An 18415-nucleotide genomic window follows, 5' to 3' on the forward strand; every position below is an offset into this window, starting at 1 on the left:
TCATTTCTAATATTTTACTATACGATAATAAGTTCTTGATGTAAAAGCATAAACCACAGCATAGACAATAGCAACAATAACAACTGAAATCATTGTACAAACAATGAAAAGATTGATACCTGCTGTGACAAGGAAACTAAACATCATTGTAATCATATTGAATGCAAAAGCCATATGAATGACTGAAACAACCAATGGCAAAAAGAAGAAAATTAAGACTTGAGAACGAATCGTCTGTTTCACTTCTTTAGCACTCATTCCGACCTTCTGCATGATTTCAAAACGTTTTTGATCCTCATATCCTTCAGATAATTGTTTATAATACATAATTAAAATTGTTGCCATTAAGAATAAGATGCCTAAGAATATTCCTAAAAAGAATAAGCTGCCATATAATTCCATCAACATTAAACGAACTGTATATTGTGATGATGCATAAAATGATAAATCTCCGTGTTGGCTTGATAAGCCTGTATAAAATTGTTCTAAACATTTATCAAGAATATCCTGTGCTTCTTTTTCCTTTGACTGATCATTATAGACAATGGAAAGACTTTCTGTTGGTTTAATGGTATCACCAAAGAAGATTGACATCATTTCTTGTATCGTTTCTTCATCTTTCATAATCACAATTAGATTTCTTTCAGCCGTAGGATTTTCATTTGTTAATAGATATGGTTGATGAATGACTTCTTTAATCTGATATTGTTTTTGATCCATATCTAAAGTTTTTCCAAACTGGAAGAAATTACTTGTTACCAAAACTTCATTATCTTTTAAATGCACATTTTGATGATAAGCACGATTATATTCATCTTCAGTGATTCCAAATAAATATCCCACAATAAAATCATTTGAATCTTCATCGGTGATAATGCGCTTGTTATCTTGGAAACGTACACTGACTCCATATCTTTGCGTATGAATAAAGCTTTTTATTCCAATATCATTTTTTTGTAATTGATTTTGCATATTGGTATATAAAGACTGAAACTCTTTTTGAGTAGGTAATGTTTCATCTTCATAACCATAGACTTTTAAATAATAGCTATCTTGTTGATAAGAAGTAATCGTATCTTCAATTCCAAAATATAAAGAAACTGTACTCGATAACATGACTAATATACATGTACATAAAATACAAATACTTGCTAAACCAACTGCATTTTGTTTCATACGATAAATCAGTTGTGCAACAGAAGTAAAATGTTTTGTTTGATAATAAAAACGTTTATTCTTTTTTAAGAATTTTAAAATTGTAATTGAACCAGCAGTAAATAAACAATAGGTTCCAATAATAACCAATATAACTGCTCCAAAAATAATGCAACTGCCGTCATAGGATCATCAATAGTCAAAGCAATATAATATCCTACTCCTAAAGAAAGCAAACCAATAATAGTTAATAACCATTTGGTTTTTGGCTCTTTTTCACCACTTTGTGCTCCTCTTAATAATTCTACTGGATTTGATAATTGAATCTGAATCACATGAATTAAATAAGAAATAAGATAAATGGGTAAAAATACAATGATAGTTAAAAGGAAAGAAGACCATGAAATATGAAAAGTAATGTTCGAAGATAATCCCATTAAATGAATTAATAGTAATGATGCTAACTGACTAAAAATAATGCCAAATACAAATCCCATCACTAATGAAACAAATGTTGTCACTATTGTTTCATATAACATCATAATCATAATATGTTTCTTTTCTAATCCTAAAATGTTATATAAAGCCAATTCTTTTTTCGACGTTTCATCAAAAAACTATTCATATAAAACAAGAAAATCACAGCAAAAATCACAATAACAATCTTTCCTAAATTCAAAATCACATGCATCGTTGTTGAACCCGTAGCCATTGCATCTATTCCTTGATGTGATGAAAGATAATTAATCAAATAAAACATCATGACAGTAAAAGAACTTGTAATTAAATAAGGAAAATAAAGTTTAGAATTTTTCTTTAAGTTTGTTAATGCAAGACGAGGATAAAAGAAAGATTTCATCTTATTTCCCTCCTGTCGCAAGTAATGTTAAAGTATCTGAAATACTTTGATACATCTGTTGATTCGTTTGATTTCCTTTATAAATTTGATGGAAGACTTCACCATCTCTAATAAATAAAACACGTGATGCATAGCTTGCCGCTTTGGTACTATGTGTAACCATTAAAATTGTTTGTCCTTCTTGATTCACAGCATCAAAGATTTCCAATAATTGATCAGTTGATTTAGAATCAAGGGCTCCTGTTGGTTCATCAGCTAGGACGATTTGAGGATGAGTAATTAATGCTCTAGCAACGGCAACTCTTTGTTTTTGTCCACCTGAAATTTCATAAGGATATTTTTCTAATAGATTTTCGATGCCAAGTTTTGGAGCTAAAGCTTTGATTTTTTGTTTCATCACTGGATAAGGTTCTTTAGATAAAACAAGTGGTAAAAAGATATTGTCTTTGACTGAAAAAGTATCTAATAAATTAAAATCCTGAAAAACAAATCCCAAATTCTTTCTTCTAAATTCTGAAATTTCTTTTTCTTTTAAATGCGTAATATCCTTTCCATTTAATAAAACTTGACCACTGGTTGGTTGATCCAATGAAGCCAGTATATTCAATAAAGTTGTTTTCCCACTTCCTGATTCACCCATAATCGCTACATATTCACCTTCTTCTACACTAAAAGTGACATTGGATAAAGCTTGAACCTGTTGGTTTGAAAAACGTGTTGTATAAATTTTCTTTAAATTTTTAACTTCTAGTAATGACATTGTCATACCTCCTTTTTACACTTATAGTTTATAGAAAAAGAGAAATATGTACCATTGATTTATCTTACAATTTCCCTTTATGAACTTACAATTCTGTAAGATTTATTCAACTTGTAAATCTTGAACATGAAAATCAATCATCACTGTTGTGCCAATCCCCTGTTTAGATGACATATGAATCGGGTGTCCTAAATACTTTAAAATTCTCGCACAAAGATAAAGTCCTAAACCACTGGCTTTTTTATCCATTCTACCATTATATCCTGTAAATCCTTTTTCAAAGATTCTTGGTAAATCTTCTTCCTTGATTCCAATCCCACTATCTTCAATATACAGCACTTCATCTTTAACATAAATATGAATACCACCCTTTTTAGTATATTTTAAAGCATTGGATAAAAGCTGTTCCAAGACAAAAGATAACCATTTTTCATCTGTTAAAACTTTTAAATCAATCTCATCTAGTTGTAAAGATAACTTCTTTTGAATAAAGAAAGTGGCTTGTTTTTTAAAACATCTTGAACAATATCATTTAAATCATAATATTGAATACGTAAATCTGATGAAATCTGTCCTAATTTCATATAATGCAAAGCCATATCCACATATTGTTCAATCTTTAAAACTTGTAAAAGCATCTCATGAGTAGAAGCATTTTGTGAATTGATTAATAGACGCAAAGCAAATATCGGTGTTTTAATTTGATGAACCCACATTGTAAAATAATCCAACATTTCCTGATTATTATTTTCATGAAATTCTTTCGTTTCTTTCAATAATTCATTGATTTGATAAAGTAATTGTTGGTACTGTTTTTCAATATATAAAGAACTGTGGGGTAAATCTAAAACAAAGATATCATTCAATTGGGGTAGATGTTCTAAACGACGTGTTTTACGATAATATAATATATAATCAATACAAAAAATAAACAACCAGTAAAACAAGACATAAAATTGTGGCATATTGAATCGCAGCAATTAAAGCGTGATATAAATATAAAATCATATAAAATATGAAGATAAAAGATAAAGAAAGAATATAAAAAGCTTTTTTATCATAGAAATAATGCAATAATTTATTCATAAGATAATTTATAACCTAATCCTTTTTTAGTTTGTATCAAATGTTCAATATGAAAATCATCTAGTTTTTTCCTTAATCTATTCATATTCACACTTAAAGTATTATCATCAATAAATTCATTACTTTGCCATAATGCCATCATTAAATCATCACGTGATACAAATGTTTCTGATTTTTCAAATAAGATTTGTAAAATCTTTAATTCATTTTTTGTAAGATCAATCGTTTGTTCATGATATGAAATCGTTGCATCTAAAATATTTAAAACCAGTGCTTTATAAGTTAAAACTTGTATAGATTTAGAAAATGAATAAGTACGACGTAATAAAGCCTGAATCTTAGCTGTTAAAACAGAAAAATCAAAAGGCTTGGTTATAAAATCATCCCCGCCCATTGAAATTGCCATGACAATATTCATATTTTCACTGGCAGAAGAAATGAAAATAATCGGTACGGATGATACTTTACGTATCTGTTCACACCAGTGATAACCGTTATAAAATGGCAAAGAAATATCTAATAATACAAGTTCTGGTTGCAAATCTAGATATTTTTCTAAGACATGTTCAAAATCATCAATCACATGTACTTTGTAATTCCATGTTTCTAAATGTTTCTGTAAAGATGAAGCAATGACTTCATCATCTTCAACAATCATAATTTTTTGCATTTTCATCACCTGCTTGTATTATAGCACATCTTGATAAAGGTTGTGCATAGCTTTTATACGGGCTTTCATTTCATCTTGCAAATATTTGGGTGAAATGACTTTGATTTGTGTTTGCATCATCATGATCCAGCCAATCAACCCCTCGGAAATAGATACATCTTCAATTGTTAATAAAAGTCTATCCTGATATAAACGTTGCACTTTCATCTGTTGACCAAAACGTGAAACCATTTCTCTTAACTGTTTATAATCACATTCAATCACTAATGTATCATGATGATGTGATATAAACATATTCATCATTTTTTCTATTTCATTTTGAATATCAAACTGTTCACGAATATCTATGTATCCGTTATTTAGGGTCTGTATTTTACGCATACGATCAATACGATAGTTCGTTAATTGTCCAAGATGTTTTTCATTATAAGCAATCATATAATAATGATTGTTTTGAGAAGTGAATGAATAAGGTGAAACAATATATTGTTTTTCTTTATTTCCTCTTTGTGATGCCACTTCTACTAATTGATCTTTTTGAATATCATAATCAATATATTCAAAAGTGATAGCTTTTTGATGTTCAATAGCTTTCATAATGACGGATAAATTTACAAAAGAGAGAAAAGAATGTTGACGTTGACTGGATTCAAAGAAAATCAAGCGTTGTTGTTGGTGAAAAGAAGATAAAAACAATAATTTATGTTGGAGTTTTTGTTGATCTTCCTGATTTAAATCTTGATGAAAAGCCAGTTGGTCTAATAAAAACTGTAACTGTCCATCATCAAAAATATCTTCATCTATTTGATAGCCTTTACGATGATATGTGATAATCAAATCACGTTGTAACCATTCATAAAAGAAATCATTAATTTGTTGAATACAGGTACGCACTGTTTTAATATCAACTTTGATGCCTTCTTTTTCCAGCAATATCTGTATTTCACTTGCCATAATGGCTTGTTTGGACGAAGATAAGATAATCTTTAAAACATAAAACATTCTTTTTCCCATAATACACTCCTAATGACTCATAACCAACTGATAACTGCTTTGTTTCGTATAATGTCGCATTAAAGATAGGTAGTCTTTCATACTATAACTGCCTAGTAAATCTAACACAATTTCATCTTCACAACTTTCTAATTTTAACAAATATTGATAAGCTAAATGATATTGATCTTCTAGTAAACACATCTTCGCACATTCTAAAGCCTCAACGTGATATTGATGATATAAAATAGACATGATTTCCATTAAACTCATTCTTTCAAAAGGAATTAAATAGCGAATTACACAATATTCCTGTAAAGCAATACTTTTTTTAACAATCTTACGAAAGATTTGTTCCTTTAATTGCATGTATTCCTGATGTGAAAATAAACAGTTCATCATCATTAATTCATATTCCATTTCCTCAAAGTTTTGTGTCTGATATAAGTGTTTTAAAGCGAGTATAAAAATCTGTTGATAGATCTTTGGATTTGAAAAACATTGTTGCCATTGTTTTTCATTCAAACACTCCGCTAATAATTCTAAAGTGTGTTGATCTTGAATAAGATTCAAAACGTATTTTTTCTTTTTTGCGAATGTTATCATTTTTGGACTTTGATAGTTATTTTTCATATATGTCATCTCCTTGTATTATCATTATACCCATTTTATGATTTTGAAGATGACTTTATACCTATTTTAACACCGAAAAAACGGTGTTAAAATACTTTTTTATATTTTTAAAGAAAAAGCTATGATCTTAGACCATAACTTATATTTGTGATTCCCGTCTTTAGGAGTTCTCACTATATTTTTTAGTAATCCTTTTTCATCAAATATCATATTACGCCGATTTTATCGGCTTTTTTTGTTTTTTATCTTTTTTTTATTTATTTTTTATGTTATAATTTATATAGTGATACTAGTGATATCTATTATGGAGGTTATTTATGGCTTATTTTCTTAAAAAAACTCATCGTAATGGGCGTACTTATCTTTCTATCGTGGAAAGTTACTATTCCCCTCAAAAACGCTGCGGAGCTCATCGCACCTTTAAATCTCTCGCTTCTGTCGAATCTTGGAAAGCCAAAGGAATCGAGGATCCTATCGCTCATTTCCAAAAAGAAGTCGATGCTCTTAATGATGAAATTTCTAACAGTCAGGCTCTCAAAATTTCTGAATCATCTCCTGAACTTTATTTAGGATATTTTCCTTTTGTTTCTTTATTGAATAAAATGAACATCAAAAAGTTTGTTGACTATTTCAATATTTCCAATTCCTTTGAATTCGATCTGTATGAATTGCTTTCCTCTCTTGTTTTTGCCCGACTTGTGAATCCCTGCAGTAAGCATAAGACTTTTCACGAGGTTCTTCCCCAGCTGAAGGATCCTGTCCATTTTTCTTATGACCAACTTTTAGACGGTCTTGCCTTCATGGGCAATGATTACGGCAAGTTCATCGAGATTTTTAATGAGCAGATGAAGAAAGTCTATCATATCAATACTTCAAAGACTTATTTTGATTGTACCAATTTCTATTTTGAAATCGACAAGGAAGATGATTTTAGAAGAAAGGGGCCATCAAAAGAAAACAGAAAAGACCCTATTGTGAGTTTGGGGCTATTGCTCGATGCCAATCAAATCCCTATTGGCATGAAGCTGTTTCCTGGTAATGAAAGTGAAAAGCCAGTCTTAAGAGATGTGATTCATGATCTTAAAAAGAAAAACCAAATTTCAGGAAAAACTATACATGTAGCTGACAAGGGATTGAACTGCACTCAAAACATTGCTTTTTCTAAAGAAAATGGAGATGGCTATTTATTCTCCAAATCTGTCAAGACTCTCCCTGAAAAAGAAAAGATATGGGTATTGTTGAATAATGAAGACTGGAAAGAAATAAAAAATGATAATGGTACATTATTATACAGATATAAGTCATGCATTGACAAATTTCCTTATCATATAGAAATTGATGGGAAAAAGAAGACTATATATTTTACTGAGAAACGAGTAGTGACTTATAATCCAAAGCTTGCATCTAAAAAAAGATATGAAATCAGCAAACAGGTTGAAAAGGCAAGAAGCCTATGTTACAGTCAGGCAAAAAGAGCCGAATATGGAGATCTAGGAAAATACGTTAATTTCACTAATGAAAATGGAGAAAAAGCAAAGGCAACAATCAATGAAGACATCATAGAAAAAGAACTTGAACTGGCAGGTTATAATTTATTGATCACATCAGAAACAAATATGAAGTCAACAGACATCTACAATACCTATCACAATTTATGGAGGATAGAAGAATCATTTAGAATAATGAAATCCGATTTGGATGCCAGACCAGTATTCCTTCAAAAAGAAAACAGTATAAAGGGACATTTTTTGATATGTTACCTGGCAGTATTATTGGAAAGAATATTCCAATTCAAAATCTTGAACAATAAATATAGTACACAGGAAATTATGAAATTTGTAAAAAGTTTTAAGATAGTCAAGGGAGAAAGTAAATATATCAACGTAACAACATCAAGCAAGTTCATAAAAGACTTTGAGCAAATGACAAAATTACCGTTAACAAATTATTACTTGACAGAAAGGCAAGTAAAACAAATATTCAGGTACAAAATATAAAAAAGCAGTAGCAATCACTTAAAAGATTACTACTGTTTTTCAATGAAAGTCTCACTATATTTTAATGTTGGATACCAAAGTCAGGTATTATCATTATACCCATTTTATGATTTTGAAGATGACTTTATACCTATTTTAACACCGAAAAAACGGTGTTAAAATACTTTTTTATATTTTTAAAGAAAAAGCTATGATCTTAGACCATAACTTATATTTGTGATTTGTAGACTAATGTATAAGCAATCAATGAAAAACATGCACTAACAACAAGATAAAACAAGAATGGATTCAACAACATAATACCTTGTTTCGTTATCCCAAAAAGATGGGAAATGACTTGTAAACAATCATAAAGAAATGATGTTGGAAAAACATATGTGACTAACATTGGAACAATTAAAACCAAGATTAATCCAAGTGCTAAGGAAATAGGAATAAAGATTTTTTTACCAATACGATTATAAATAATAACAATCATGTAAATAAACATAGCGACCATAAAATACATCAAAACAAGCCATAGCCATTGAAGAAAGATGGAATAAGAATGACCATAAATCATCATAAATAAGGAATCATATGATGGCACAAAATAACAGATAAGCCAGGCAACCATGGTATCAATGAATCCCATCACAATACTTAAAAAGACAAACATACCTAAAGTTGCTATAAAGGCATAACGTCTTGTAAACCCATTTTGTAATGCCATTTTAAAATCTTCTGAAAAACTTAGTCCCCCACTAATTCCTAAATAAATACAAGTTGAAAATTCTACACTACGAAAACCAAAATGAGATGGATCTCCAACCACATAATTTAATATATAAGCAATCAAAACAATACTATACATAATCGCAAAATAGATACAAATTGATTTCAGTGTTGTCCAACACTGATATTGAATTAATGTTTTTAACTTCATGATTGTTCCTCCTTATGACTTGTAAGTTTCACAAATAATTTCTGTAAATTTAAATGCGATACAGTTAATTGATCATTAAGCTTTTGCGGTTGCACTTGACCTAAGACATAAGCAATCTTCATGCCTCCTAATTCATCGACATCTATCACATTTTCATTTTGACAATAAGCATCAACAGTTTCTTTTTTCCTGCAATACTATAACCACGTTGAATGAAATGATCAACACTATCAGCTAAGACAATACGTCCTTCATCAATAATCACTACTTCTTCAATCAAATGCGATACTTCTTCGATTAAATGTGTGGCAATAATGATTGTCTTTTCACTTTCTTCATAAGATTTTAAAACTTCTTGATAAAAAGTTCACGATGCGTCGCATCCAATCCTAAAACCGGTTCATCAAAAATAATGTAAGGAATATCCAATGATAAAGCAATAATACATTTAAAGATTGTTTTGTATCCTGTGGATAATTGATTAATTTTTTCGTTGTATCTAAGCCAAATAAATTGGCAAGTCGAATCGCTTTATCGATATCAAATTTTTGATAAAAACGATCTGTCCATTTCAAAATATCTTTTACCTTTAATCCTGTTGGATAAAGATTCATTTCACTCATATAATAGACTTTTTCTTGCATTTGTTCATTATTGTTTGCAGACTGTCCATCAATTAGTACTTCCCCCTCATCAGCAAAGATATACTGATAAATAATCTTGAGTAGAGTTGATTTACCAGCTCCATTTTTTCCTAATAAACCATATATTTTTCCACTTTTAAACTCAAAAGACACATCGTCTATTGCCTTTTGTCCATGATATGTTTTGGTAATATGGCGTACTTCAATACTATTCATCCTGATACCCTCTTTCTATTAATGACATAATCTCCTGTTTAGTCATATTTAATTTTTTCGCTTCATTAATCATTGTTTCAATATACTGACTATAAAATAAATGCTGTCTTTTCTCTTTAATTTGTTGAACTGCTCCTGTTTTGACAAACATGCCTAACCCCCTTTTCTTATACAAAATATGTTCTTCTACTAAAATATTCATGCCTTTTAAAACTGTATGTGGATTAATATTCAAAAGAATGGACATTTCATTTGTAGATGGAATTTTACTTTCTTCTTCAAAAACACCAGTAAATATAGAATCTTCAATTTGTTGAGCTATTTGAATAAAAATTGGTGTTTCACTATTTGTGTTGATATGCATTTCATCACTCCCTTATATAGTTTGTTACTTGACTAACTAACTACCTCACAATATCAGTATATCCTCTATGATTATCTTTGTCAATCTTTTTCAAAAGAAAAAAGCTAAGTTTCCCTAGCTTTACTCATCTAATAATTTCTTTAATTCTTCAATCTTTTCATCATACTCACCAATATGACGATACATTTCCATGACATCATCATCAATAACACTGGATTCATGAATTTGATTATAATAATATTTTCCTAAATCACGATAAACTTCATCACGATCTGATTCCAGATTTTTAATCTTGAGCTTTAATTTCGCAGTTCCTGCAAGTTCCTGTGTTTTATCAATCGCTTCTTCAGTAAACTTCGCTGCTTTCTTTGTTAAATCATCAAACAAAGCCATGATTCATCCTCCTATCCTTCATATTTTTTAATATATTGAACACCAATGCCACCAACACCCATATGAGCACCTACAACAGCTGGTAATTCTCTTAGTTCTAATTCAACATCACCGATCTTCTCTAAAATCATTTGTTTCACATCCATTGCTGAACTTTCACATAAAACATGTTCAACTGTAATCTTGTATTCTTTCGCATTCACACCTAGTTCAATCATACGATTAACAAGGCTGGCTTTGGCTTTAGATAAAGTTCTGACTTTCCCTAAAATATCAATCTTTCCACCTAGCTCATAATTTAATTCCATCACTGGAACAATCTTCAACATACTGGCAAGTAAAGCCACAGCTGGTGTAATACGCCCACCTTTTTTAAGATGTTCTAAGTTTGGTGCCATAATAATGGTTCCTGATTGTTCAACCATTTCTTCAAGAATCTGTTGAATTTCACTCACACTTTTTCCTTCTTGAACAAACTTAGCAGCAGTGAAAACCAAATATTTTTGATTTCCTGCCGTTCCTTTGGTATCTACTAAAGTGATAGGAATATCAACCATTTCAGCTGCCACTTTCATTCCATTTAAAGTAGATGATAAACCTGTTGCAATCGGTAATCCAATCACTTCATCATAGCCATCATCTTTGATTTTCTGTAAAACATTGACAAGTTCACCAGTAGACGGTTGGGAAGTCATAACCATCACGTCTTCTTTTTCCATTGTTTCAAAGACTTCTAAACTGGTAATTTCTTTTTGATCTAAATAAGTATGTTTTTTCATTGTAATACATAAAGGTACAATATAAATACCTTGATTTTCATATTGATTGAATTCTATTTGACAACCACTATCAGCTAATATTGCTATTCGTGCCATCTTTTATCCCTCGCTTCCAGAAGTTAATTTTCTCTAACCATTATAACACTTTTGACAATAAAATGAAATCATATATAATAAAAGAAAGAAAGGGCGTGATAAGATGATTTCCGTAGAAGAATACACAACCCATACTTTAGTCATTAAAAAATCAGAATTTGTATGTCATCTGATTCCTTGCAGTCAAGTAGAACAAGCCAAAGCATTGATTGAACAATATAGTGATCCTCAAGCAACCCATAACTGTGTGGCTTATATCATTGGTCCTTATGAACGTGCCTATGATGATGGAGAACCATCTGGAACTGCAGGTATGCCAATGTTGAATGTCTTAAAAATGCAAGGTCTTTCGAATATCATTGCGATTGTGACAAGATATTTTGGTGGTATTAAACTTGGTGCTGGTGGTTTAACACGTGCTTATAGTCAAAGTGTCGCTCAAGCTTTAAAAGAAGCCAATATCGTAGAAAAAGAACCCGTTGATTTATATGAGATTATCATTGATTATACATATACGAGAAAATTTGAACATTTATTAAAGATGCATCACATAAAATGTATAGATATTAAATATGAAGAACAAGTCACTTATCAATGTTATATCAAACAAACCGATTTTTTCAATCATATTCAAGAACTAACAAACAATCAGTTTAAAACACATAAAATTGGCACTGACTACATGAGAAAAGATGTTTGACACGTATATATAAAGTTGTTATAATTTGAAACGTGATGAGGGAATCATGTTACAAAAGTCATGATAAAAATAAATAAGACTTGTCTGTATTTACAGCCTTGTCTTTTTTATTACAAGGAGGGCATATGAGTTTTTTAGAAATATTTTTCATTGGTATAGGTTTATCAATGGATGCTTTTGCAGTGAGTATCTGCAAAGGTTTATCAACCCGAAAACTACAACTTAAACACGCATTGATTTGTGGTGGTTACTTTGGTTTTTTTCAAGGTTTCATGCCTTTAATAGGCTATCTTTTAGGTGTTCAACTTAAAAGTAAGATTGAAAGTATTGATCATTGGATTGCTTTTATTTTATTAGCCTTGATTGGAATCAACATGATTAAAGAATCTTTTGAAGATGAAGAAAGCTGTCATACAGAATTTTCACCAAAGGTAATGATTCCTTTGGCTATCGCTACATCTATCGATGCTTTAGCTGTTGGTGTCACTTTTGCCTTTTTAGATGTTCATATTGTATCAGCCATTTGTATTATTGCCATAACAACTTTTATCATTTCTATGATTGGTGTCAAAATCGGTCATGTCTTTGGAACAAAATATAAATCAAAAGCCGAGCTGGCTGGTGGTATCATTTTAATATGTATGGGCATTAAAATTTTAGTAGAACATCTTCATATTTTTGGTTAATCATTCAAATTTTATTCATATTGAGGTATGATAATAGATAAGAGGTGAGAAAAACATGAACGATGTTGCAAAACTTTACCAAGTTTATGTCAATAGAGAAATTCAAATTGCTAAAAATGAAGTCTTAAATACGACCAGATTAAATCAAAAGATATTATCTTTTTTACATGATTTATCACAAGTCGCACAAGAATCAAGATGTTATTTATTTTGGGAAAAGGAAGAACCTGTCAATCATCAACAATTATTAGAAACATATCTTGAGGGTTTAACGATGTTGATGTCGATTGGTTATGAATTACGTATTGATAGTATTAAAAACTATACTGAAATTCCTGAAAACAAAGATATTTATTCTCTATTCTTTAAAATCTATCAATCTATTTTAAATGTTCAAGCACACTATGGAAGTGATGACTATCAAAATACAATTGATGATTACTTTACTCTAGGTTTTAAACTTGGTATTGATATTGATGAAATTATTGATAATTATCAAAATGATTAATCCTCATGATGAGGATTTTTTGTAAAAGGGAGATTGAAAATGAGAAGAAAAGATCGTGAAATTACAGATTTTCATGAAATTATGAACATTATCAACAAATGTGATACATGCCGTGTTGCCTTATTCGATGAAGAATATCCGTATATTGTACCTTTAAACTTTGGTGTTGATGTGCAAGATGAACAAGTTTGTTTCTACTTCCATGGCTTTACATATCTAGCCTTCCAGCTGTTTTCTCTCATGATGGAATAAATGTATCTTTGACTGACTTTTTCACCATTTTGATTGAGCATCTCTGTTATTTTTGGTGAGCCATATATTTCATGAGAATTTCTATAAATTTCCTCAACTTTCTTTGTAATTTTTCTCTTCTTTGTTTTGTATAGCTTGGCTTTCTATTAATGTAATCATAATAACCTGATTTGCTGACATCTAACTGTTTTAGCACACTGGAAATCGAAATTGTTGAATCTTTCTTTTTTGATTCTTTAACACTTTCGTAGATGTCCTTTTGGTTTATTTTCCCAGTATGCCAATAGCCTTTTTTAGGATTTCTAATGCATCCTTTGTATCTTTAAGTTCTTTTCTTAATTTGGCTATTTCCTTAGCTTCATCACTTGAATAATTTCCACTTCCTCTTATAATCACTTCATCATTATTTTTCTTGTAACTTTTCATCCAGCCACCAATCGTCGTATCATGAATTCCAAATCTTTTTGATACACTTACATATGATTCATCTGGATGATCTAAACAGTACTGAATCACTCCGTCTCTAAAATCTTTATCATAAGTATGTTTTGCCATATGTTTCTTCCTCTCATTCTGTTTGTTTTATAATTCATATGACATTGTACCATCAATGATTTTCTCTGTCATTTACCTTGTACAGTTTTTATTCTACCATCAGTTTGTTTATCTTTACAAACAAAGCCAGAAACAGGATCAAGATACTCTATTATGAATCCAATGGTTTCTGGCTGTTTATCAAAAGACTTGAACATGGCAGGTTCAAGATTGAAGAACATGATGATTCCAATACAAGAGAAATAACTTCCACTCAGCTCAACTGGCTTCTGGAAGGCCTTGAATTTGAAGAAAAATTCAAAGAAAAACAGCTTCTCATCTAATAATTCATATTGAAATATGGTACAATACTATTCGTTGAATTATTAAGATATGGAGTGAATTATACAATGAATCTGAGAAATCTAAGTCAGGAAGAACTAATCAAAAAAATCAATATGCTTGAAGAAAGAATCAAAAGACAGGATAACGAGATCAATGTTTTAAGTGAACAGTTAAACTGGTACAGTCAGCAGATCAGACTTCAGCAGAAGAAGCTTTTGGTTCATCATCAGAAAAAACTGTTCTTCCTGACCAGATTTCTCTTTTTGATGAAATTGAAATTGAATCAACTCCAATCAAAGCAGAACCAAAACTTGAAGAAGTGACATATAAACGAAAAAAGAAAAACAATAAACGTGGCATTGATATTTCATCATTACCCGCTGTAACAAAGATTTATGATCTAGAAAACAAGAACTGTCCTGACTGTGGTGAACCATTAAGAAAGATTGGTGAAAACATCAGAAAAGAACTTGTCTATTATCCTGCAAAATATGAAGTTATTGAGCATGTTCAATATGTCTATACCTGTGACAGATGTGAGGAAGATTCATTAAAATCAAAAATATTCAAGGCAGATATGAAAGCTTCCGTTATCTATAAGAGTTTTGCATCACCATCACTTTTATCATATATTATTGATAATAAATTCAATAAGGCATTGCCTTTATACAGACAGGAAGTGATGTTCAATCAGATTGGATTGAAACTATCAAGACAGACAATGGCCAATTGGATGATCAAGCTTCATGATGAATATTTCAAAAGAATGACTGATTATATGCATAAGACACTTCTTCAAAGTGAATATCTGCATGCGGATGAAACAACAAATCAGGTTTTGAATGTTCCAGACCAGAAACCAACAACAAAATCCTATATGTGGGTATACAAGACAGGACGAAGTGAAGACAAGCAAATTGTTCATTTCATTTATGAAAACACAAGAGGTCATGAACATGCCAAGAAACATCTTGAAGGATATCATAATATACTTCAGACAGATGGATATCAGGTCTATGACAAACTTGATGATATCAGACACATGGGATGCTGGGCACATTGTCGTCGAAAGTATTTAGAAGCACTTGATGGTGCACCATCTGATACAGATCTAAAAGGTACTGCAAGTTACAGACTTCTTCATAAGATCAATAAGCTTTTTACGCTTGAAAAGAAATTAAAAGGCAAAAGCTATGAAGAGATCAAAGACACAAGACAAAAAGAAGCAAAGCCAATCATTGATGATTTCTTCAAGGATGTCAAGGAATGTGCAAAAGTAGCAGTTGAAAAGACCAAACTCAGCCAAGCCTTAACATACAGCATCAACCAGGAAGAAAACTTAAGATTGTATCTTGAAGAAGGCCGTATTGAAATATCCAACAATCGAGCAGAAAATTCAACTCGTCCATTCTGCGTAGGTCGTCGCAACTGGCTGTTTTCAAACACAGTTAAAGGAGCAGAAGCAAGTGCAGCAATCTATTCGCTCCTTGAAACAGCAAAACTTAATAATCTCAAGCCATATGATTATTTTGAATATCTTTTAACAGCATTAACTGAAATAGATATTAATGATGACAAGGAACTAGAAAAGATCATGCCATGGTCAAAATCATTACCAGAAAACATATATCTGACTAAAAAATCGTAGAAATACGATCTTTTAGTCGTTAAATGAAATCCAATAAATAATTACAGTCCTATTATAGTGTTTCTTCAGCATTATTTATAGGGCTTTATTATTTGACGCTTACGAAAGAATTTAACATAATTAAAAGGACTAACCCCTGTACAATATAAAAGTCAATCCTTATTAACTGTTTAAAAACAAGTTTAAATTAGTATCCAACAAATTGGGTTCACTTTAATTAAATAAATCTTACTCTGTTATTTTTTTAATAATCAAAAATATCTTCTTTATTTTTACTTGGAGTTGCTTTTCCTATGTCTTTTACAAATGAAATAAATGTTTTAAAATCAAGACTATTTTCTAATTTCGATAAAATATTTCCATTTTGAATCAATACTGTAAGCATATCATTAAAAATATCAGAATCTTCATTATTTTTTTTAAACAACAATAAAAATATATACTTAACTTTTCTTTTATTCCATATAATAGGTTTTTTTAAAATTGTTACTACGATTAAATTTCTAAAAAAACAAGGGATAATGGGATGTGGTAATGCACACTTTTCCCCATATTCAGTTGAATATATATTCTCTCTCTGAATGATTTGTTCATAAAGATTATCAGGAATATCAAATGATTCTTTTAGTAGATTTAAAATTTTAAATAATGCATCTTCTTTATTTTCAGCATCAACATTTGTAAAAAATGCTTTTTCATTAAAATAATCAAATATAATATCTTCTTTTTTATCTAATTCTTGAAAAGCATCAGAAATTATATTTAAATCTTTCTTATTCATAAAATATTGTATGTAAATAACTTTTGTTTTTGTTTCAATATTTAATGGAACTGTCGATATAATCAAATCATATTCATCCAAACTTAATGTATGCAAATTTGTTGTATCAATTGATTGAATATTATTTATTTTATTATAAAATTGTGATTTTATTTGCCTTAATACAATTTGCGATGTTCCTCTACCTGAGGCACATACAATAAGAATATTTTTCTTTTGTATTGGTTCATTATATCTTTCAATAGCTAATGCAAAGTGAAGTGCTAAATATCCTGTTTCCTGAACACTTACACTATATCCCGTTTTTTCTTCTATAACTTCTCTTGCTAGTATTGCAATTTCAAATGCTTTTTGGTTATGACTAATAATATCATCTAATAATGGATTACTTACCACCATACCATATTTGATTCTATGAAACATTGGTTGCAAATGTAAAAGTAATAATGTGTATAAGTCTATATCATCACTAAAATCATATTGATAACTTTCCTTTATTGCATGAATAATATCATTCAAAATATCTTGTGTTTCTGGAATTATGCTATAATGTGATTCCGGTGTTAATAATTTTTTACCTAACAAATGAATTGTTATGTAATCTGTTTCTATCTTTGGGAGGATTATCATAAAACTTTTATTAATAGATTGGACTATTTCATTTGCTATTTGATATTCAATTTGTTTTCTATCTATATCTAACTCATAAGGAGTTAAATTATTTGGATTTCTATAAATTCCTAAAAATATATGAATAATAAGATTATGAAAACCAATATCTGTTAATTGAAATTCATATTTATTAAGTATTTCTTTTACCCTTTCTTCAATAATCTGCATATCTTTAATAAACAGATCTTTAACCTTAGCATTTTTAATTTGTTTTTGTTCAAAGTAATAAACCAAACAAGAACGTTTATTCATTTCATTCCCAATAATTTTAATACCATAATAAGGCTTGTTTTGTAAACAAAGATTAAAGATAGACAATTTATTTTTGATTTCCTTAATATCCTGAGATAAAGTATATTTAGAAACATATAGTACATCCTCTAAATCAGCACTTTTTATATAATCATTTGACAATAATAGTTTTTCTAAAATATATTGCACTCTTTCTTGTGGAGAAAACATTTTGTTTTGTTGATTATAAAGTTCAGATTTAAATTCCTGATACTGAATACGATCATTAATTTTAAGCTTATACCCTTTACCTGTTTTACTAAATATTTCTAAACCTTTACTCTGTAAAATATCCTGAGATTCTTTGATCTTATTTCTTATTGTTCTAGAACTTACTTGCATCTTACGAGATAGTACTTCTCCAGAAATATAATTATTCTCTTGCTCAAGGATTTTTATTAGGTTATCAATAAATTGTCTATCCACTT

The 18415-nt window shown here is 29.8% G+C and carries 27 protein-coding genes; 8 read left to right on the forward strand and 19 right to left on the reverse strand.

Annotated features, from left to right (window positions below; translation table 11 throughout):
• Positions 1–6: 6 nt before the first annotated feature.
• From NMU03_RS03760 to NMU03_RS03800, 9 genes are all read right to left on the reverse strand, one after another.
• Positions 7–1305: an ABC transporter permease gene (locus NMU03_RS03760; RefSeq protein ID WP_290141355.1), complete on the reverse strand. Its 1299-nt coding sequence runs from the start codon at positions 1303–1305 to the stop codon at positions 7–9.
• Positions 1251–1745 (reverse strand): FtsX-like permease family protein, encoded by a 495-nt coding sequence (locus tag NMU03_RS03765; RefSeq protein ID WP_290141356.1) that lies wholly within the window; start codon positions 1743–1745, stop codon positions 1251–1253. Before NMU03_RS03765 ends, NMU03_RS03760 begins: the two co-directional genes overlap by 55 nt.
• The gene (locus tag NMU03_RS03770; protein WP_290141357.1) at positions 1724–2014 is read right to left on the reverse strand and encodes a hypothetical protein; all 291 of its coding nucleotides are present in this window, start codon (positions 2012–2014) and stop codon (positions 1724–1726) included. Before NMU03_RS03770 ends, NMU03_RS03765 begins: the two co-directional genes overlap by 22 nt.
• Position 2015: 1 nt before the next feature.
• Entirely contained in the window at positions 2016–2774 is a 759-nt protein-coding gene (locus tag NMU03_RS03775; RefSeq protein WP_290141358.1) for an ABC transporter ATP-binding protein, read from the reverse strand.
• A gap of 102 nt (positions 2775–2876) precedes the next feature.
• Complete coding sequence (locus NMU03_RS03780) at positions 2877–3263, reverse strand: ATP-binding protein (RefSeq protein WP_353956679.1); 387 nt, start codon at positions 3261–3263, stop codon at positions 2877–2879.
• Positions 3236–3739 (reverse strand): ATP-binding protein, encoded by a 504-nt coding sequence (locus NMU03_RS03785; protein WP_290141359.1) that lies wholly within the window; start codon positions 3737–3739, stop codon positions 3236–3238. The genes NMU03_RS03780 and NMU03_RS03785 overlap by 28 nt, the downstream gene beginning before the upstream one ends.
• A gap of 113 nt (positions 3740–3852) precedes the next feature.
• The gene (locus tag NMU03_RS03790; protein ID WP_290141360.1) at positions 3853–4530 is read right to left on the reverse strand and encodes a response regulator transcription factor; all 678 of its coding nucleotides are present in this window, start codon (positions 4528–4530) and stop codon (positions 3853–3855) included.
• Positions 4531–4548: 18 nt separating this feature from the next.
• On the reverse strand, positions 4549–5544 hold the full coding sequence (locus tag NMU03_RS03795) for a helix-turn-helix transcriptional regulator (protein WP_290141361.1): 996 nt from the start codon (positions 5542–5544) through the stop codon (positions 4549–4551).
• Between the two features lie 9 nt (positions 5545–5553).
• Positions 5554–6156, reverse strand: a complete 603-nt coding sequence (locus tag NMU03_RS03800; protein WP_290141362.1) for a hypothetical protein — start codon at positions 6154–6156, stop codon at positions 5554–5556.
• 317 nt (positions 6157–6473) lie between these two features.
• Here NMU03_RS03800 and NMU03_RS03805 point away from each other — a divergent pair, with 317 nt between their 5' ends.
• Positions 6474–8153 carry an IS1634 family transposase gene (locus NMU03_RS03805; RefSeq protein ID WP_290138466.1) on the forward strand — a complete coding sequence of 560 codons (1680 nt, stop codon included), beginning with the start codon at positions 6474–6476 and terminating at the stop codon, positions 8151–8153.
• Positions 8154–8361: 208 nt separating this feature from the next.
• Here the strand turns inward: NMU03_RS03805 and NMU03_RS03810 are convergent, their stop codons facing one another.
• From NMU03_RS03810 to NMU03_RS03840, 7 genes are all read right to left on the reverse strand, one after another.
• The gene (locus NMU03_RS03810; RefSeq protein WP_290141363.1) at positions 8362–9078 is read right to left on the reverse strand and encodes a hypothetical protein; all 717 of its coding nucleotides are present in this window, start codon (positions 9076–9078) and stop codon (positions 8362–8364) included.
• Positions 9075–9200, reverse strand: coding sequence for a hypothetical protein (locus NMU03_RS03815; protein ID WP_290141364.1), 126 nt, complete (start codon positions 9198–9200; stop codon positions 9075–9077). The genes NMU03_RS03810 and NMU03_RS03815 overlap by 4 nt, the downstream gene beginning before the upstream one ends.
• Before the next feature lie 23 nt (positions 9201–9223).
• Complete coding sequence (locus tag NMU03_RS03820; RefSeq protein WP_290141365.1) at positions 9224–9358, reverse strand: hypothetical protein; 135 nt, start codon at positions 9356–9358, stop codon at positions 9224–9226.
• A gap of 109 nt (positions 9359–9467) precedes the next feature.
• Entirely contained in the window at positions 9468–9938 is a 471-nt protein-coding gene (locus tag NMU03_RS03825; protein ID WP_290141366.1) for an ATP-binding cassette domain-containing protein, read from the reverse strand.
• Positions 9931–10302 carry a GntR family transcriptional regulator gene (locus NMU03_RS03830; RefSeq protein WP_290141367.1) on the reverse strand — a complete coding sequence of 124 codons (372 nt, stop codon included), beginning with the start codon at positions 10300–10302 and terminating at the stop codon, positions 9931–9933. The genes NMU03_RS03825 and NMU03_RS03830 overlap by 8 nt, the downstream gene beginning before the upstream one ends.
• A 120-nt stretch (positions 10303–10422) precedes the next feature.
• Entirely contained in the window at positions 10423–10695 is a 273-nt protein-coding gene (locus NMU03_RS03835; protein WP_290141368.1) for a hypothetical protein, read from the reverse strand.
• 11 nt (positions 10696–10706) lie between these two features.
• Positions 10707–11570 carry a DegV family protein gene (locus NMU03_RS03840; protein ID WP_290141369.1) on the reverse strand — a complete coding sequence of 288 codons (864 nt, stop codon included), beginning with the start codon at positions 11568–11570 and terminating at the stop codon, positions 10707–10709.
• 103 nt (positions 11571–11673) lie between these two features.
• Here NMU03_RS03840 and NMU03_RS03845 point away from each other — a divergent pair, with 103 nt between their 5' ends.
• The 4 genes from NMU03_RS03845 (at position 11674) to NMU03_RS03860 (ending at position 13716) form a co-directional block, all read left to right on the forward strand.
• Positions 11674–12270, forward strand: a complete 597-nt coding sequence (locus NMU03_RS03845) for a YigZ family protein (protein ID WP_290141370.1) — start codon at positions 11674–11676, stop codon at positions 12268–12270.
• 125 nt (positions 12271–12395) lie between these two features.
• Positions 12396–12956 (forward strand): manganese efflux pump MntP, encoded by a 561-nt coding sequence (locus NMU03_RS03850; RefSeq protein WP_290141371.1) that lies wholly within the window; start codon positions 12396–12398, stop codon positions 12954–12956.
• Positions 12957–13011: 55 nt separating this feature from the next.
• Positions 13012–13464 carry a dUTP diphosphatase gene (locus tag NMU03_RS03855; RefSeq protein WP_290141372.1) on the forward strand — a complete coding sequence of 151 codons (453 nt, stop codon included), beginning with the start codon at positions 13012–13014 and terminating at the stop codon, positions 13462–13464.
• 39 nt (positions 13465–13503) lie between these two features.
• Positions 13504–13716, forward strand: coding sequence for a pyridoxamine 5'-phosphate oxidase family protein (locus NMU03_RS03860; protein WP_290141373.1), 213 nt, complete (start codon positions 13504–13506; stop codon positions 13714–13716).
• On the opposite strand, the gene NMU03_RS17550 is transcribed toward NMU03_RS03860, so the two are convergent.
• The gene (locus NMU03_RS17550) at positions 13659–13826 is read right to left on the reverse strand and encodes an IS3 family transposase (protein ID WP_353956680.1); all 168 of its coding nucleotides are present in this window, start codon (positions 13824–13826) and stop codon (positions 13659–13661) included. The two genes, NMU03_RS03860 and NMU03_RS17550, sit on opposite strands and share 58 nt — an antisense overlap.
• A gap of 154 nt (positions 13827–13980) precedes the next feature.
• Positions 13981–14271 carry a hypothetical protein gene (locus NMU03_RS03865; RefSeq protein WP_290141374.1) on the reverse strand — a complete coding sequence of 97 codons (291 nt, stop codon included), beginning with the start codon at positions 14269–14271 and terminating at the stop codon, positions 13981–13983.
• Positions 14272–14348: 77 nt separating this feature from the next.
• Between NMU03_RS03865 and tnpB the strand changes: the two genes are divergently transcribed.
• From tnpB to tnpC, 3 genes are all read left to right on the forward strand, one after another.
• A complete protein-coding gene (gene tnpB / locus NMU03_RS03870) occupies positions 14349–14594 on the forward strand; it encodes an IS66 family insertion sequence element accessory protein TnpB (protein WP_290141375.1) in 246 nt (81 codons plus the stop codon).
• 66 nt (positions 14595–14660) lie between these two features.
• Complete coding sequence (locus NMU03_RS03875; protein ID WP_290141376.1) at positions 14661–14918, forward strand: hypothetical protein; 258 nt, start codon at positions 14661–14663, stop codon at positions 14916–14918.
• Positions 14915–16243 (forward strand): IS66 family transposase, encoded by a 1329-nt coding sequence (tnpC, locus tag NMU03_RS03880; protein WP_290141377.1) that lies wholly within the window; start codon positions 14915–14917, stop codon positions 16241–16243. The genes NMU03_RS03875 and tnpC overlap by 4 nt, the downstream gene beginning before the upstream one ends.
• 244 nt (positions 16244–16487) lie before the next feature.
• On the opposite strand, the gene NMU03_RS03885 is transcribed toward tnpC, so the two are convergent.
• Positions 16488–18413 carry a BglG family transcription antiterminator gene (locus tag NMU03_RS03885; protein ID WP_290141378.1) on the reverse strand — a complete coding sequence of 642 codons (1926 nt, stop codon included), beginning with the start codon at positions 18411–18413 and terminating at the stop codon, positions 16488–16490.
• Positions 18414–18415: the final 2 nt, after the last annotated feature.

The organism is Allocoprobacillus halotolerans (genome assembly GCF_024399475.1).
In the GTDB taxonomy this organism is placed as follows: domain Bacteria; phylum Bacillota_I; class Bacilli_A; order Erysipelotrichales; family Coprobacillaceae; genus Allocoprobacillus; species Allocoprobacillus halotolerans.